The sequence below is a fragment of the Methyloceanibacter sp. genome (assembly GCF_049590335.1).
Classification (GTDB): Bacteria; Pseudomonadota; Alphaproteobacteria; order Rhizobiales; family Methyloligellaceae; genus Methyloceanibacter.
Window position 1 is genome coordinate 15,761 of record NZ_JBAWCQ010000085.1, and the last position, 16,560, is coordinate 32,320.

General features: G+C 61.2%; 16 protein-coding genes and 1 pseudogene. 8 read left to right on the top strand and 9 right to left on the bottom strand.

What is annotated here, in order from left to right:
• Positions 1–6 precede the first annotated feature (6 nt).
• From rnr to rpmG, 3 genes are all read left to right on the top strand, one after another.
• Entirely contained in the window at positions 7–2,424 is a 2,418-nt protein-coding gene (rnr, locus tag WBQ77_RS06730; RefSeq protein WP_424044518.1) for a ribonuclease R, read from the top strand.
• Between the two features lie 41 nt (positions 2,425–2,465).
• Positions 2,466–2,897 carry a DUF983 domain-containing protein gene (locus WBQ77_RS06735; RefSeq protein WP_424044516.1) on the top strand — a complete coding sequence of 144 codons (432 nt, stop codon included), beginning with the start codon at positions 2,466–2,468 and terminating at the stop codon, positions 2,895–2,897.
• Positions 2,898–3,005: 108 nt separating this feature from the next.
• On the top strand, positions 3,006–3,173 hold the full coding sequence (gene rpmG / locus WBQ77_RS06740; protein WP_424044515.1) for a 50S ribosomal protein L33: 168 nt from the start codon (positions 3,006–3,008) through the stop codon (positions 3,171–3,173).
• Positions 3,174–3,772: 599 nt separating this feature from the next.
• Here the strand turns inward: rpmG and WBQ77_RS06745 are convergent.
• The 3 genes from WBQ77_RS06745 to WBQ77_RS06755 form a co-directional block, all read right to left on the bottom strand.
• Positions 3,773–5,146 (bottom strand): PleD family two-component system response regulator, encoded by a 1,374-nt coding sequence (locus WBQ77_RS06745; protein WP_424044513.1) that lies wholly within the window; start codon positions 5,144–5,146, stop codon positions 3,773–3,775.
• Between the two features lie 5 nt (positions 5,147–5,151).
• Entirely contained in the window at positions 5,152–5,526 is a 375-nt protein-coding gene (locus tag WBQ77_RS06750; protein ID WP_424044548.1) for a response regulator, read from the bottom strand.
• Between the two features lie 341 nt (positions 5,527–5,867).
• Positions 5,868–6,713, bottom strand: coding sequence for a cell envelope integrity EipB family protein (locus WBQ77_RS06755; protein ID WP_424059485.1), 846 nt, complete (start codon positions 6,711–6,713; stop codon positions 5,868–5,870).
• A gap of 216 nt (positions 6,714–6,929) precedes the next feature.
• On the opposite strand from WBQ77_RS06755, the gene WBQ77_RS06760 reads away from it, so the two are divergent.
• From WBQ77_RS06760 to WBQ77_RS06770, 3 genes are read left to right on the top strand one after another with little or no spacing between them, the layout of a single operon-like run.
• A complete protein-coding gene (locus tag WBQ77_RS06760) occupies positions 6,930–7,394 on the top strand; it encodes a RidA family protein (RefSeq protein WP_424044511.1) in 465 nt (154 codons plus the stop codon).
• Between the two features lie 33 nt (positions 7,395–7,427).
• Positions 7,428–8,171 (top strand): glycerophosphodiester phosphodiesterase family protein, encoded by a 744-nt coding sequence (locus WBQ77_RS06765; protein ID WP_424044509.1) that lies wholly within the window; start codon positions 7,428–7,430, stop codon positions 8,169–8,171.
• Positions 8,172–8,209: 38 nt separating this feature from the next.
• Positions 8,210–9,472, top strand: coding sequence for a GNAT family N-acetyltransferase (locus WBQ77_RS06770; RefSeq protein WP_424059487.1), 1,263 nt, complete (start codon positions 8,210–8,212; stop codon positions 9,470–9,472).
• 13 nt (positions 9,473–9,485) lie between these two features.
• Here the strand turns inward: WBQ77_RS06770 and WBQ77_RS06775 are convergent, their stop codons facing one another.
• Positions 9,486–9,695, bottom strand: coding sequence for a dodecin family protein (locus tag WBQ77_RS06775; RefSeq protein WP_424045483.1), 210 nt, complete (start codon positions 9,693–9,695; stop codon positions 9,486–9,488).
• A gap of 215 nt (positions 9,696–9,910) precedes the next feature.
• Between WBQ77_RS06775 and WBQ77_RS06780 the strand changes: the two genes are divergently transcribed.
• Positions 9,911–10,351 (top strand): HIT family protein, encoded by a 441-nt coding sequence (locus tag WBQ77_RS06780; protein WP_424045482.1) that lies wholly within the window; start codon positions 9,911–9,913, stop codon positions 10,349–10,351.
• A gap of 75 nt (positions 10,352–10,426) precedes the next feature.
• Here the strand turns inward: WBQ77_RS06780 and clpA are convergent, their stop codons facing one another.
• The 3 genes from clpA to WBQ77_RS06795 all read right to left on the bottom strand — a co-directional run bounded on the left by clpA (position 10,427) and on the right by WBQ77_RS06795 (position 13,816).
• Complete coding sequence (clpA, locus tag WBQ77_RS06785) at positions 10,427–12,880, bottom strand: ATP-dependent Clp protease ATP-binding subunit ClpA (RefSeq protein WP_424059489.1); 2,454 nt, start codon at positions 12,878–12,880, stop codon at positions 10,427–10,429.
• A gap of 6 nt (positions 12,881–12,886) precedes the next feature.
• Positions 12,887–13,216 carry an ATP-dependent Clp protease adapter ClpS gene (gene clpS, locus WBQ77_RS06790; protein WP_424045480.1) on the bottom strand — a complete coding sequence of 110 codons (330 nt, stop codon included), beginning with the start codon at positions 13,214–13,216 and terminating at the stop codon, positions 12,887–12,889.
• 270 nt (positions 13,217–13,486) lie between these two features.
• Complete coding sequence (locus tag WBQ77_RS06795; protein ID WP_424045479.1) at positions 13,487–13,816, bottom strand: phasin family protein; 330 nt, start codon at positions 13,814–13,816, stop codon at positions 13,487–13,489.
• 274 nt (positions 13,817–14,090) lie between these two features.
• Between WBQ77_RS06795 and WBQ77_RS06800 the strand changes: the two genes are divergently transcribed.
• Positions 14,091–15,536, top strand: coding sequence for a serine hydrolase (locus WBQ77_RS06800; protein ID WP_424059490.1), 1,446 nt, complete (start codon positions 14,091–14,093; stop codon positions 15,534–15,536).
• A 50-nt stretch (positions 15,537–15,586) separates the two neighbouring features.
• Here WBQ77_RS06800 and WBQ77_RS06805 read toward each other — a convergent pair whose 3' ends face one another.
• Both WBQ77_RS06805 and WBQ77_RS06810 read right to left on the bottom strand, forming a co-directional pair.
• Positions 15,587–16,291: a DnaJ domain-containing protein gene (locus tag WBQ77_RS06805; protein ID WP_424059492.1), complete on the bottom strand. Its 705-nt coding sequence runs from the start codon at positions 16,289–16,291 to the stop codon at positions 15,587–15,589.
• A gap of 10 nt (positions 16,292–16,301) precedes the next feature.
• Positions 16,302–16,560, bottom strand: a pseudogene (locus tag WBQ77_RS06810) (VWA domain-containing protein); the annotation flags it as partial.

Below are 16,560 nucleotides of genomic sequence, written 5' to 3' on the forward strand. Positions count from 1 at the left end.
GCAAACGTGGCCACATCGAAGAAGACTGCCCCGCCCAAAAAAACTGTTTCCGCTGGCAAGGCCAAGACGAAAAACCCTGCGAAAGCGAAGTCGCCTAAGAAAAGGAAGGCCGCCAAAGGCGGCAAGGCGCCGCCCAGCAAAAGGGTCGCGGCAAGGGCCAGCCTGCCCTCCAAGAAAGAAATCTTCGAGTTTCTGGAGACCACGTCGGCCAAGGCCGGTAAGCGCGAAATCGCGCGGGCGTTCGGCATCAAGGGCGCAGAACGGATCGCCCTGAAATCGCTCTTACGCGAGATGACCGAAGAAGGTCTGCTGGCCGGTTCGCGCCGCAGGCTCATGCGCCCCGGACTCCTGCCGTCGGTTACCGTGCTCGAGGTTCACACCCGCGACGAGGACGGCGAGTTCGTCGCGCGTCCGGCCACCTGGGACGACGAGGCCGGACCAATGCCCAAAATCCTGATGGTCGAAAGCCGGGGCAACCTCGCGCCGACTCCTGGCATCGGCGATCGTGTCCTGGCCCGGATCATCGCCCAAGATGGGGACGCCGACTACCCCTATCATGCGCGGACCATCAAGAAGCTGCCGCGCACTACCTCGCGCAGCCTGCTCGGCATCTTCCGGGCCATCTCGGACGGGCGCGGTGTCATCGATCCCATCGACAAGAAGCAGCTGAAGGAATGGACGGTGCCGCAAGGCTCCACAGATGACGCTGAAGACGGGGAACTGGTGCGCTTCGAAATCGCCCGCTCGGCCCGCTACGGCGTTCCTACGGCCCGTATTGTCGCGCGCCTCGGGAACCCGGAAGCCCAGCAGTCCATCAGCCTGATCGCCCTTCATGCCCACGGTATCCCCGACGTCTTCCCGCCAGACGTGATTGCCGAGGCCGAGGCCGCGAAAAGTGTCGAGCTTGGCGCCCGCTTCGATCTCCGCAACACCCCGCTCATCACCATCGATCCCGTGGACGCCCGCGACCATGACGACGCGGTGTTCGCCGAGCCGGATACCGATCCTGACAACGAGGGCGGCTGGGCCGTCATCGTCGCTATTGCAGACGTGGCGCACTACGTCACGCCGGGTCGCGCTCTGGATAGGGAAGCGCGCAAGCGCGGCAACTCGGTTTACTTCCCCGACCGCGTCGTCCCCATGCTGCCGGAGCGTATTTCGAACGAGCTGTGCTCGCTGAAGGAGGGTGAGCCACGGCCTTGCCTTGCCGTCCGCATGGTCTTCGACAAGCACGGCCACAAGAAGAGCCAACGTTTCTTCCGTGGGCTGATGCGATCGGCGGCGAGCCTTTCCTACGAACAGGCCCAAGCGGCCATCGACGGCAGCACCGACGAGGCGACGGCCCCGCTGCTCGACACTGTGCTGCGCCCGCTATGGGGCGCCTATGCGAGCCTCAACAAGGCACGCAAGGCACGCGGACCGCTGGAACTCGACCTGCCCGAACGCAAGATCCTGCTCGACGGCAAAGGCCGCGTCCGGGGCATCGCGACGCCGCCGCGCCTCGATGCCCACCGGCTGATCGAAGAGCTCATGATCCAGGCGAATGTGGCCGCCGCGGAAACGCTCGAATCCAAGCGGTCGCCGCTGGTCTACCGCATTCACGACGCCCCCTCGAAGGAAAAGATTGTGGCGCTCGGCGAGTTCCTGGCCACGATCGACATGAAGATTTCGAAGGCCGGCACGCTCAAGCCCGCGCAGTTCAATCGCATCCTTGCCGACACGAGCCAATCGCCCAATGCCGAACTCGTGGCCGAGGTCGTCCTGCGGAGCCAGAGCCAAGCAGAGTACAACCCACGCAATCTTGGCCATTTCGGCTTGAACTTGCTCCGCTACGCCCATTTCACCTCCCCGATCCGCCGCTATGCCGATCTGATCGTGCACCGCGCACTTATCCGCGCCTTCGGCCTTGGCGAAGGCGGCCTGACCGACAAGGAGATCGATGCGCTGGAGGAGACCTCGGACGCCATTTCGGATACGGAGCGGCGCGCAATGGCGGCCGAACGCGATACGGTGGACCGGCTCATCGCAACCTACCTGGCGGACCGTATCGGCGCCGAGTTTCCGGCGAAGGTCTCGGGGCTGGTGCGCTCCGGCCTGTTCGTACGCCTAGCCGAAACGGGCGCCGACGGCTTCGTGCCCGCCTCCGCGATCGGCCATGAGTATTTCTACCATGACGAGGTGCACCAAGCCCTTGTGGGAGAAGACACGGGGCTGGCCTACCGGCTCGGCGATCCTGTCGAGGTCCGCTTGGTCGAAGCGATCCCGACCGCCGGGGCGCTACGATTTGACATGTTGAGCGAGGGCCGCAAGATCGCTACGTCTGGGGGTCGGTCCCGTCTCCCGGATCGGAGCAAACTCCGCGGTCGAGGGAAATCCGGAAGCCGAGGGCCATCTCGAAGCAGACGGCCCAGAAAACGCCGATAAACAGGGCAAATCGCCCCTCCAGAGTGAGAGGAACGCAGGATATGTCAGAGCACGCCGGCCGGTCGACGGGCGAGCGCCCCTTGCATCAGTCACTTCTGCGGGGCGCCCTGATGAAGTGCCCAGCCTGCGGCGTCGGTTCGCTCTTTACGCGTTATCTGAAAGTCGCCGATCACTGCTCCGAGTGCGGAGAAGCGTTGCACCATCATCGCGCCGACGACGCGCCGGCCTATTTCACGATCGTCATTATCGGCCACGTGATCGTCAGCCTGGTGCTGACCGTCGAAATGGCCTACCGGCCGCCACTTTGGCTCCACGCGGCGATCTGGCTGCCTCTGACGATCCTGCTGGCGCTCGCGGTCCTCGCGCCCATCAAGGGTTTCCTGGTTTCGCTGCAATGGGCACTCCTGATGCACGGGTTCGATCCCGACCATAAGGAAGAGGTCGGGGACCGGCTGGCGCCGCCTTCGGCATAGAACTCAGCTCAGCTTGACTTCCGCCCGCGAAACATTAGGTTTGCCGCAACTTGACGCGGACCTGAGGGTCCTGCGCAAAATCCCGACAGTTTTTATCCGAGGACGACAATGGCGAAGCCCGTCACCCAAAAGATCAAGCTGCTGAGCACCGCCGGTACCGGCTTCTTCTATGTAACCAAGAAGAACCCGCGCAATCAGACCGAAAAAATGGTCTTCAAGAAATACGATCCCGTTGTGCGCAAGCATGTCGAGTTCAAGGAATCTAAGATCAAGTAGCCTTCCCTACGGGGCGGCTGCGCTCCGGCCCCAATTTCGAAGGCGAAGGCTCACGGATCTTAAAGCCGTGCACGCGTAAGGGCCGCACTCGGTGGGTAGCGTACAGAGTCCAATTCCAACAAATTGTTGGGCTCTTCTGCCCGTCAACTGAGACAATTCGCCATGTAAGGTGGCCGGTCGACACGCGGCTCTAACGAGGAGGCCACTCTACCACGCCCCGACCGGCCAAACCCCACGGACGCAGGAGATGCGGCGGACCTAAGCATTCCGCAGGGCTGTTCACTGGTGGAAGAACGAAACAAAGTGCCACGGAGGCGCGCCCGCCTTGTGTACTTATTCCTCAGTCACCTTCCACCAATCGCATTTGGAACTAACTCAAAGCATAATAACTAAGGTAACAGGAACCAAATCAATCGTTAGCAGTTGATTAATACGATAAAATCTCCGGTAGTGTAAAGAGTTAAGCTCCAACCCTAAGACAAGGAGTCACGTTCGAATTAGGGGCAAAATGCACCCCCCGACGGCCTGCGCGGCCATTTTGAGTCCCACCTAAGTGATTCGCTGCCGGTCGAAGGCAGAGCGCCGCAGTGCTAAACGCCCTAGGCGGCGTAGGAGATGACACGATTGCGCCCATCGCGCTTGGCGCAGTAGAGCGCCTGGTCCGCGCGCTTCAAGATGAGGTCGGGCGTGTCGTTATCGTACTCGAGGGCGGCCACCCCCATACTGGCGGTGACATTGACCGGCCGGTTGCGCCCGCCCACGACAAACGGTGCGGCGGCGATAGATTGCCGGAGACGCTCGCCGACCAGATAGGCGCTATCGGGCCTCGTGTCCGGCAACACCACCACGAATTCCTCGCCGCCGAGCCGGCAAGCAAGGTCGATGCCCCGGATATTGCGCCGAAGCCTCAAAGCCAGCTCCCGCAGGACGTCATCGCCAGCATCATGTCCGTACGTGTCGTTAATCGCCTTGAAGTGATCGACATCGATCAGCAGGACAGATAGAGCACGGCCGCGATCGGCTGACTCTTCGAAAAGCGTGACCAGGTGACTGCTCAGATAGCGCCGGTTGTGAAGCGCCGTGAGTGGATCGAGCACCGCCATCTCCACGGTCTGCTCCAGCCGCGAGCGAAGGAAGTCCGTGTAGCGTTTCCGCTTCACCTGGGTGCGCACCCGCGCGCGCAGTTCACTCGTGCTGACGGGACGCACGATGTAATCGTTGACGCCCATATCGAGTCCGCGATGCAACCGCTCTTCCTCATCAGGCTCCACCACGATCATAATCGGCAGGTGCCGCGTTCGGTCGATTGAGCGCAGCTGTGAGCACAACCGCAGCCCGTCGGCGTTCTCCAAATTCAGGCTAACGATCAGAAGATCGTAGTTCCCGTCCGGCGCGCCAAGCAGCGCCCGGGCCGTATCCGTCAGATGCACGACATCGTTGTCGGTCTTCAACGCCTCAATCATGCGTAACGCGGGAGCCTCCCGGTCTTCGACCAAGAGAACCCGTCCGCTGCGTCCCGTCCCGACAACCTCCCCGTCCATCACGGCGGCAAAGCCCATCTGTTCCTCGGTCGACGCCCTCATGAACATTTCGTCCGTCAGAAGCTTGAGCCGCGCGAGATTCTTGACGCGGGTGATCAGGGCCAACTCATCGACAGGCTTTGTCAGAAAATCGTCTGCGCCAGCCTCGAGGCCTTTGAGCAAATCGTTCTGACTATCAAGCGCCGTGACCATCACGACGGGAATATGCTGCGTCCGGACATCCGACTTGAGCCGCCGGCAAACCTCGAACCCGTCCATGCCCGGCATCATGACGTCCAGCAAAATCACGTCCGGCAGGTCCCACTCGCAGAGCTCAAGCGCGGCGGCGCCGTTGTTTGCAGTCCGGACCTCAAAATACTCAGCCACGAGCCGCGCTTCGAGCAGCTTCAAATTGGCCAGCATGTCGTCGACGATGAGGACCCGCGCCGTCATAGCCTCTAACGCGCCTCACCAATGAATTGCTTCACTGTATCGAGAAACATCATCACGGAGATCGGCTTGGAGATATAGGCCTCGCAGCCCCCTTCTCGAATTCGCTCTTCATCGCCCTTCATGGCGAAAGCCGTCACGGCAACGACGGGAATGTCTCTCAGCTGATCGTCCTCTTTCAGCCACTTCGTGACTTCGAGGCCCGATACTTCGGGCAGCTGAATATCCATGAGAATGAGATCGGGACGGTGCTCACGCGCCAACTCCAGCGCTTCGACGCCGTTGCGGGTTTGAAGTGTCTGATAGCCATGTGCATCGAGAAGATCGTGGAAGAGCTTCATGTTGAGCTCGTTGTCCTCGACAATCAGCACTGTCTTCGTCATCGGCATCGGTCCTGACAAATCTATTCCGTCACGATTGGCAGTCTGGCCACGATACGCCATGGGCTTTGGCGTTATCGGCGGCCGCATGGACGACGCCAAAGGCGCCTGCAGCGCGCCATAGTCCCGCATGCGCGCCTCCACGGAAATAGATCTTGTCCTCCAAAACATGGTGTCATCGCCCCTTATGGTTTCGGGCAATATCACCTGGAACGTGTAACTAAACTCTGAAGCGTGGTCGGATTTCGCGGAACTCTCTGATCCAATTTGGGAATTAGACAATCCCCGAACGGAGCGCATATCCCGCCGGAAGCGCCAAAAAATAAGAATGCTCCGTGTGCTGACTATTTACACTTCTTTTCCTTTAAATACTCCAGAGAGGTCAGCCTGCCCTGAACCGTGAACTCGCCATAGTCGATAAGCAAGGCGCGGCTAACCCCGTTTTCATAGAGCCGGAAGTCGATTTGATAGCTCGGGGTGAGATCCGCATCGTTCAGGTCGAAATAGCCGATTGAAATCGGCCAAGACGGTAAGTCGCCGAGCTTTTTCTCCTTCGCCACTTTCTCAAGCTGGTCATGATCGCCGCCCGGACGCACTTTCTTTCCGATGAATGCGGTGGTGTCGTAGACTTTTTGGCCCTTTTCTGAGCCGTCATAGACCTTCGCCTGGAAGACGGTCTTGCCCGTGACTGCCCGGTCGATCAAGGCAAGGCTATGCTGCGTCGGGAACAGGACCGGCCCCGACAGATCGAGCTCGTCGCGGATCGGCTGGCTGAGCCGCACCGTTACGCTCTCTTTGGGCGCGCCGCGGACGGCCCGCCCCATGGTCACCTCACCGAGCTTGTCGTTCAGATATTGCGCCGACTGAAAACGGAACTTCTTGCCGTTACCCTGCTCCCAGGTGGAAGACCGCAGATCGGAAAGATTCGACTCTCCTTGGGCGTCGGTCATTTGCGTGACCATGCGCATGTTGAGCGAATAGCCATCGCAGGAGGAACCGGTGAATTCGAACACCATGCGCCCATCGATTGCGCTGATGCTCGAGCCCGAGCGCGCCTCTCCTAAGGACATTTCGTAGATCGCCCGGTGAGGCGCCAAATTGCTGGCGGCGATCGCCCACGCCCCGTGGGACATCCCCCACGCGGCGAAAAACACAAAGATTGGTAGCGAGCGGTTTTTGGCGCGTATCATTTCTTCTGCATTCTCAAGCTGCGTGGTGGTCGGCTGCCCAAAATGGCCTGTCCAATCTGTCCTGCCCAAGGCACAATTCTTGTCACTATCGCTCCGCTCCGGCAAGAGGGCAGAGGCGCCGCCTTGCGGCCGGTCAGCGGCGAATTTGACGAGACAGCCTTGCAGGATAAGGCGATTTGCTCAACTCTGAACGTAACGTCGAGTCTTGGAGGAATCATGGCAGGTACGATCGAGGCGCGCATCAAAGCCCTGGATCTGGTTCTTCCCGAACCAAAGTCAGCGATCGCGACCTATGTCCCCTTCGTTCACACGAACGGCCAGCTCCTGATTTCGGGGCAGTTGCCCATGAAGGACGGTTCGGTCGCCGCAACGGGACATCTTGGGCGCGACGTCGCCTTGAAGGCCGGACAAGACGCGGCCAAGCTCTGCGCCCTGAACATCTTGGCGCAGGCTAAGACGGCCCTGGGCGAACTCGATCGGATCACACAGCTCCTGCGCCTGAACGGCTTTGTGAGCGCCGCCCCCGGCTTCGCCGATCATCCTAAGGTGATCAACGGGGCATCGGACCTTTTAGTGGAAATTCTCGGCGATAAAGGCCGTCATACGCGGATCGCTGTCGGCTGCTCGAGCCTTCCCCTAAACGCCGCCGTAGAGATCGATGCGGTGTTTTCCATTGACTAGTCGCGTCAAAGCGAAGCGCGAGCGAGGGCCCAAATGGGCGAACTCTATTGGCTGAGGCGGCCGATCGCCCATCGCGGGCTGCACGATGCCGCGCGCGGAATCGTCGAGAACAGCGTGTCCGCGGTGAAGGCGGCCATGCGCAAGGGGCTCGCCGTCGAAGTCGATCTGCAACGCGCCGCCGGCGACATGCCGGTCGTCTTTCACGATGTGAACCTCGACCGCCTGACGGACGAAAGCGGCCCCGTTGCCGCCCGCGATGTCGACACGTTGCGCACCATCCCCCTGAATAACGGCGGCGACCGGATTCTGTCCCTGCCCGACCTCCTCGAACTGGTCGGCGATACAGTGCCGCTCCTGCTCGAGGTGAAAAGCGACGGCAAACGGAACGGCGCCTTCGAGGCTAATATCGCCACGCTGCTGGCCGGCTATAGCGGTCCCGTGGCGGTCATGTCGTTCGATCCACATGTGGTCGCGGCGTTCCGGCACCACGCTCCGGCCCTGCCCCGCGGCCTCGTCTCCTGCCGTTTCGCCGATAAAATCTCGAAGACGCACCTGTCGCTACTGCAGCGTTTCGCCATGCGGCATCTCCTCACATCCGTCTTCGCGCGGCCCCATTTTGTCGCGTACGATGTGCGCGCGCTGCCGGCCGTCGCACCGCTGATCGCCAAGTTCGTAGCAGGTCTCCCGCTTCTGGCGTGGACCGTTCGAACGCCGGCAGATTTGGAACGCGCCCTGCGTTACGCCGATGCGCCGATCTTCGAAGAGATTGCGCCCTAGCCGCCGCAAGCTGCGCCCTGGACCGTGATCTCGAAACAGTGCTGGATCGTAAAATGGTGGTGGACAGTATCGGCAGACCAGCAGAGCCAACCGGCCAAGGGGCGCAGGAACGAAAGGCGCAAGAAGCGGTCGTGCGCGTCCTGGGCCGCATCGCCGATGTCCCCGAGGCCCAATGGGACGCCTGTGCGCGCGGGGACGGCGCTTCAACGGATCCTCCCAACCCATTCGTATCACACGCTTTTCTGAGGGCACTAGAGGAGAGCGGCTCAGCCGCGCCGGATACCGGCTGGTTGCCCCAGCATCTTCTGTTCGAAGACGACCAGGGCCAGTTGCTGGCCTGCATGCCCTGCTATCTGAAGGGCAATAGTCAAGGCGAGTACGTGTTCGATCACGGATGGGCCGAGGCCTACATGCGCACAGGCGGCGATTACTACCCAAAACTCCAAGCCGCCGTGCCCTTCTCGCCCGTGCCCGGACCGCGCCTCTTAGTCCGCGACGGGGCTGCGTCCATCGAGCGGCACGCGCTCCTCCTGGAAGCGGGACGGACGCTCACCGATAGGCTCGGTGTCTCCTCACTGCATATCACCTTCATGTCGCGCGATGAGTGGCGGCTCGCGGGCAAACTTGATTACCTTCAGCGCACCGACCAGCAGTTCCACTGGCACAATGGCGGCTATGACGACTTCGACGACTTCCTCGGCGCCCTCGCCTCGCGCAAACGCAAAGCTATCAAGCGCGAGCGCCGCTGCGCCTTGAGCGACGACATCGCAATCGAATGGGTCGCGGGGAACGATCTCACCGAGGCCCATTGGGACGCGTTCTTCGCCTTCTATCAGGACACGGGCGCCCGCAAATGGGGCCGGCCCTATCTGACCCGGGAGGCGTTCAGCCTCCTCAGCGAGACCATGGCCGACCGGCTGCTCTTGGTGATGGCCAAGCGTGGCGCCGACTACATCGCGGGCGCCCTCAACGTCATTGGTGCGGATACGCTCTATGGCCGGTATTGGGGCGCGCTCGAAGCCCGCGAATTCCTGCATTTCGAGGTCTGCTACTACCAAGCCATAGACTATGCGATCGCCCATGGGCTGGCGCGGGTCGAGGCGGGCGCCCAGGGCGGCCACAAGCTGGCGCGCGGCTACGTCCCTGCCGAAACCTACAGCGCCCACTACATCGCGGACCCGCGCCTGCGGGCCGCCGTCGCCGACTACCTCGCGCGCGAGCGCCGCGCCGTGGCCGAAGAAGCCGTGCTTCTCGCGGCCGAGTCACCGTACCGCAAGGAGCCCGGTCAGGAACCGCGCTAAGGCGAAGCTAATCTTAATCCAGCTCGAACGAGATCTTGCCGTTGATCCGGTACTTGTTAATCTTGTTAATCTTGCCGTTCTTCACAGAGACCTCGTGGTTCTTGATGTAGATCGATCGCACATTGCGCACGCTCTCTCCTGCCGTGTCCACGGCGACCTGGGCGGAGGCGTCCTGCGACTCGTCGGATTCAGCCAGGACTTCAATAACTTTGAGCATGGACATGCGAACCTCCTAGGGGGGCGGCGTTTCAGTAGACGTCTTCTTTCACAAGCCCCTTGGCTGCCAGATTGAGGCACTATGCGCCTTGGTAAGTGTCAACGCGCTTTGCGCGATAAGGTTGCGCCGGCTTACGAACCGGTTGACCTCGGCCCCTTAAGGATCTGAAGTAAATCGAGAAACTCCTGCGGCTAAGAAGCGATGAGAGGAGACGCGAACCGATGGCAGACAATGATGTGGCGGCCTACGATCCGCAGAATATCTTCGCCAAAATGCTCAAAGGCGAGATCCCCTGCCACAAGATCTACGAGGACGGCGATACCATGGCCTTTCTCGACATCATGCCGCGTACGGAGGGCCACACCCTCGTCATCACCAAGGAGCCCGCGGTCGATCTCTTCGCCATCTCGGCGCAAGGCCTCGACAAGCTCATGGCCGTGGTTCAAAAGCTCGCGCCCCAGATCAAAGCGGCCGTCGGCGCCGATGGAGTCATGATCCAACAGTTCAACGGCGAGGCCGCCGGTCAGACCGTGTTGCACCTCCATGTCCATATCGTGCCGATCAAGGAAGGCGTGCCCGTGAAACCGCACGCGGGCGACATGGCCAACGCGGACGAACTCGCCGCCACCGCCGAGAAGATCAAGGCTGTCCTGAAGGGGTAGCAGAAACGATCATGGCCGGGGCTCGATGTGAGTGCCCGACCATGACGAATTGATCTGCAGTGAAACGCAAAGCTCCTAGTCCTCGCCGAGGGGCACCTTGGGCACCGAGCCCGAACCGCTCTCCTTGGAGTCACCGGGGGGTTTGCGGGTGCGTTTGGCCTTGGGCTTCGACACTTTGCTCTTTGCTTTCGCTTTGACCTTGGCCTCAACCTCCTCCTCGTCCGTGTCGCGCGGCTTGATCGGGGCGTCGGCCGAGATGTAGTCGAAGTCGAGGCCCCTCTCGCCGTCCTTCTCCTTGACGACCACGCGGACCGTGCCGCCGTCCTTCAGCGCGCCAAAGAGGATCTCCTCCGCCAGCGGCTTCTTGATGTGCTCCTGAATTACACGGGCAAGCGGGCGCGCGCCGAACTTGTCGTCATAGCCACGATCGGCGAGCCAGGCATTGGCTTCCGGCGTCAGCTCGATGGTGATGTTCCGATCTCCTAGCTGGGCTTCGAGCTGGAACACGAACTTCTCCACCACCTGCGAAATGACCGAGGGCGGCAGCGCGCCGAACGGAATGATCGCGTCGAGGCGGTTGCGGAACTCCGGCGAGAACATGCGATTGATCGCCTCCTCGTCGTCGCCCTCGCGCTTGGTACGGTTGAAGCCGATCGCCGCCTTGGCCATGTCCGCCGCGCCAGCATTTGTTGTCATGATCAGAATCACGTTCTGGAAGTCCACATGCTTGCCGTTGTGGTCGGTCAGCTTGCCGTGATCCATCACCTGCAGAAGGATGTTGAACAGGTCCGGGTGGGCCTTCTCGACTTCATCGAGCAGCAGCACGCAATGCGGATGCTGATCCACGCCATCGGTCAGAAGACCGCCCTGATCGAAGCCAACATAGCCGGGAGGCGCGCCGATCAGGCGCGACACGGTGTGGCGTTCCATGTATTCGCTCATGTCGAAGCGCAGCAACTCGACGCCGAGCAGCGTGGCGAGCTGACGGGCGACCTCGGTCTTGCCGACACCGGTGGGGCCGGAAAACATGTAGGAGCCAATGGGCTTGCCCGGCTCGCGTAGGCCCGCGCGGCTCAGCTTGATCGCCGCGGCCAAGGCCTCGATGGCCACGTCCTGGCCGAATACGACACGCTTCAGATCCTCGTCGACCGCGCGCAAGACCTCGGTGTCCGTCTTGGAGATCGTCTTGGGCGGGATGCGCGCCATCGTCGCGATGGTGCTCTCCACCTCTTTGACGCCGATGGTCTTCCGCCGCTGCCGCTCGGGCACCAGCATTTGCGATGCACCGGTTTCGTCGATCACATCGATCGCCTTATCGGGCAGCTTGCGGTCGTGGATGTATTTCGCTGACAGCTCCACCGCCGACTTGATCGCCTGGTTGGTGTAGCGGATGCGATGGAAGTCCTCGAAATAGGGCTTGAGGCCTTTCAGAATTTCGATCGTGTCGGGCACGGACGGCTCCTTCACGTCGATCTTCTGGAAGCGGCGCACCAGCGCACGGTCCTTTTCGAAGTGCTGGCGGTATTCCTTATAGGTGGTCGAACCGATGCACCGCAGCGTTCCGGATTGCAGCGCCGGCTTCAGCAGGTTCGAGGCATCCATGGCCCCGCCCGAGGTCGCACCCGCACCTATCACCGTATGGATCTCGTCGATGAACATGATCGCGCCGGGGAAATTCTCGATCTCCCGCATAACGGCCTTCAAACGCTCCTCGAAATCGCCGCGATAGCGCGTGCCGGCCAGAAGCGCGCCCATATCCAGCTGGAAGATGGTCGCATCGGACAGGACGTCGGGCACGTCTGCCATGACGATCCGTCGCGCCAAACCTTCGGCGATGGCGGTCTTACCCACGCCCGGGTCACCCACGAACAGCGGGTTGTTCTTCTGGCGCCGGCAAAGAACCTGAATCGTGCGCTGAACCTCCGCCTCGCGGCCGATCAGCGGATCGATCCGTCCGGTCCGGGCCTTTTGGTTCAGGTTGATGCAGTAGACTTCGAGTGCGTCCGCACCGCGCTTCTTGTCTTCGCTGCCTTCCACGGTTGCTGCATCGTCGTCGATACCGCGCACGGGCCCCGCATCCGACATGCCACCGCGCTTGGCAATGCCATGGCTTATGTAGTTGACCGCGTCGAAGCGGGTCATGTGCTGCTCTTGCAGGAAGAACGCCGCGTGGCTTTCCCGCTCGGCGAAAATCGCAACCAGCACGTTGGCACCCGTCACCTCTTCACGGCCGCTGGACTGCACATGGGCCACCGCACGGTGGATGACGCGCTGGAAGCCGGCGGTCGGCTGCGCGTCGCCGTGACTGTCGAGCACGAGACCCGACAGCTCGTTATCGATATAGCCGGTCAGTTTTTCCCGCAGCAGATCAAGGTCGACGTCGCAGGCGCGCATCACAGCCGCGGCGTCGCGGTCGTCCAGGAGCGACAGCAGCAAATGCTCGAGCGTCGCGTATTCGTGACTGCGCTCGTTCGCATACTGAAGCCCACGTCTCAGAGCCTGCTCTAAACTGGTCGAAAAAGAAGCCACAGATTCCTACTCTTTCTCCATCGTGCATTGAAGCGGGTGTTCGTGCTGACGGGCAAAGCTGGAGACCTGAGCTACCTTAGTCTCGGCAACTTCGTAAGTGTAGACCCCGCAGATCCCAACGCCCTTTTGGTGGACGTGGAGCATGACGCGGGTCGCCTCCTCGGGAGATTTGTTGAAGAAGCGCTCAAGTATGTACACGACGAAATCCATCGGCGTGTAGTCGTCGTTGAGCAGCAAAACCTTGTAAAGGCTCGGCCGTTTTGTTTTCGGCCGCGTCTTCGTAACAATCTGGGTGCCGGAGTCGTCGTCCCGGCGCGGATCGCCATTGCGCGCCATTGTAAGCCTTCAATCGTCGTCTTTTATATGGGTCCGCGCCGCGCCTCTTCCAAGGCTTGGCGCCCCGCTAGGTCCGAAAACCCTCTCAAGCCCATCCTAGCGTGATCCCACCGAGCGCAGCAATTCAGCGCGACATGAAAATGCGAATGTGACGCGGTTTGCCGACAGAAATAAAGACAACACGCCGCATGAGGCGGCAACTGCCCAAAAAAAAGGCCCGGGGCCGACGCCCCGAGCCTTCCTTGGGAGGAAGAATTTGGTGCGGTCGCGTTACGCGGCCTTCTTGGCCATCGCTTCGACTGGCTTGTAGGCATCTTTGGCCAGCCCGACATACATCTCACCGATCTTGGACATCTCAGCCATGTATTCGTCGTAAGCCTTTTTCGCGAACTGCGACTGAATTTCGATAGCCTGCTCAACGGATTTGCAGCCCGCGAGCTGTTCGAAAGCCTTCGTCGAATCCTCGAGCGCCTTCTTGGAGTAATCGGTGAATTCGGCGGCAATGGCCTGGAAACCCTTGTTCATCTCGCCGAACGAGCGGACATAGGCGTCGAAACCGTCTTTGCCAACTTTTTGAAACTCTTCAAAACCTTTGATCATGCTGCCCTCTTCACGAGTTGGATTGGGGAGAATTGCTGCAAACGCGAAATAAATATATGCATTGCACCAAAAACGTCAACCTCCATTTTGCACTGCACAACGACTTGGCGCTTTTGCTTCCCTTTGCCCCCTTAACGCTTTGGCAATCGACAAATTCTAGCCTTTCGGCTTGTCGGCGTTGCAACGCGGAAAATCTGATCGGCAACCGCCCAGCAGGGATGCGCGCGAAAGCGCTTACGGGCGTCGTGACAAACGGGGAAAGGCGTAAGCCACAGTGTTCTTACAGGTACAATTTGAGGCCGAGACGCTCAGGTCTTGGCTGCGTATGTCGTCGATCCGCGCGTTTTCGACGCCATTGCGCCATGCGGTGCAGATCGGCCTGGTGGCCCTGATCGCGCTCGGCGTAACGCTGACCGGCATTAGTGAGGCCTACGCAGACAAGCGGGTGAAAGCGGCGATTATCGTCGATGCGAACACGAATAACGTTCTGTATTCCAAGTCGGCCGATGTCTTGCGCTCGCCCGCCTCGCTCACGAAGATTATGACGCTCTACGTCTTGTTCGCCTATATGAGGGCGGGCCGGTTCACGCCCGACACCAAATTGAAGGTCTCAAAGCACGCCGCGAGCCAATCACCGACCAAGCTCTATCTCAAGCCGGGCTCCACCATCGCAGTCAAGGACTGCATCAAAGCCCTGGTGACGAAATCGGCCAACGATGCCGCGGCCGTCATTGCTGAAAATGTCGGCGGCACGGAGGAAAACTTCGGCCGCATCATGACCCAGACCGCACGCAACCTGGGCATGAAGAATACCACCTACCGCAACGCATCTGGGCTTCCCAACAAGGAGCAGCTCACCACCGCGCGGGACCAAGCAATCCTCGCCATGCACATCATGCGCGACTACCCGGAATACTACGGCGTCTTCGAGACCAAGTATTTCGGCTATAAGGGCCGCAAGTACCGCAATCACAATCGGCTGCTCTTCAACTACAAGGGGACGACCGGCATCAAGACCGGCTATACGCGCGCCAGTGGCTTCAACCTCACCGCCGCCGTCGAACGCGACAATAAGCATCTGGTCGGCGTGGTTCTCGGCGGCCGGACGGGGGCGCTCCGCAATGCCGCCATGGTATCGCTACTCGATAAGCATTGGTCGAAAGCCTCTTCGTCCAAGCGGAAATCGAACAACTTCATCGCATCGCTGCTGGGGACGCCCACGCCGCCACGGCCATCCCGCAAGCCCGTCTTCTCCCTGGCGAGCGCGGCCGTTCCTGTCAAGACCCATGCGCCCGCTCCGGCACCCGAAGCTCGCCCTTCCATGGCTCAACCTTCCATGGCTCAGCCATCGACAGCGCAGCCCCAGATGGCGCGGCCTGCCGCCACGCAGCCGGCACAGCAACGTCCCATCGTTCAGGCCAGCCTGTCGCCAAACCGGCTATCCGCGCCGAGCCCCGCCAGTGCGAGCCGCGCGGGCAGTTACCATGTCCAGGTGGGGTCCTACAACTCGCCCGCGGATGCACAGAACCGTCTCGGCATGGTGCGCCAGCGCGCGCCGAAGCTTCTCGACGGGCGCCTACCCTTCACGGCCACGTTCCAAAAGGACAATAAAGAGTGGTATCGGGCCCGGTTTGCCGGTTTCTCGAAATCCGATGCGCGCAGCACTTGCGAGGCTTTGAAGCGCATGCGGCTCGACTGTATCGCGCTCGCGGCGGAGTGACTACGCGCGGGCCCGGCAGGAGCTGCCGAGCAACTTAGCTACCGAGAAGTCTAACTGCCAAGCAGAACGTCTTTGGCTTCGTTGATGCGCGCCGCCAGATAGTTGGACCCGCCATGATCGGGGTGCAGCTTCATCATGAGGCGCCGATGGGCCTTGGTAATCTCCTCGTCCGAGGCGTCCGCGCCGACTTCCAACACCGCCCGGGCTTCCTCGGCACTCATCCGCCCTTTGGCGAACCCGCCAGGACCCGAGCCGTCCGTGGCCCGGTCGGCCTTGTCCTGCCATTTGGGGACCCTCCAGTCGAGATAGGCCTCCATCAGCGCGGATTCCTTAAACCCGTCGGCTTGGAAGGCGAGGTAGAGTTCGATCGCCTCACGTTCGTTCAAGGACGAGAGCGTGCGGCCCGCAAACTTCCCCTCAAGACACTTGCCGTCCATGTAGCCCGTGTCGTGGTCGAGCTCCATCTCCAGCCGCTCAGTATGCACTTGCGAGGTCTGGCCTTCGGACTTCTGGTCCGAACCGCCGAAGCCGCCAAGACCACGGCCACCGGCGATGAGGCTCATGGCAAAGGCGGCAAGCGGAACCGCGAGCGGCAGCGCGCCGCGCAGTGCCAGAAATCCTGCAAAGGCAAAGAGCGCGACAGCGCCGACTTTTCGCATCGTGACGGCGAGCCTTTGCGGGTTGGCCCTGGCAATCATGCGCCCAAGGAACAGCAGGGCGACCAGCAGCGCGCAACCGACGAAGAAGTAGACCATGCGCTTGAGCCTACCGAAGCTGTTCGAGCAGAAGCGTCGCGGCGTCGCTCTTTGCGTTTTGGAGCGCCTTGCGCCCGCCTGTGGCGTAGACCGCAACGGCTTTCAGCAACGCGCGGAGCTGCTCCGCCGAACCCGTATCGACACGACAATAGGCGCCCCGCGACAGCCGCGCGATTTCCTTGAATGCCTTTTCGGCGCCCGCATCGTGGCCTTCCTGGAAGACGAAGATCGGCATGCCCACAAGGCCGAGTTCGCCCGCGAGCTGGCTC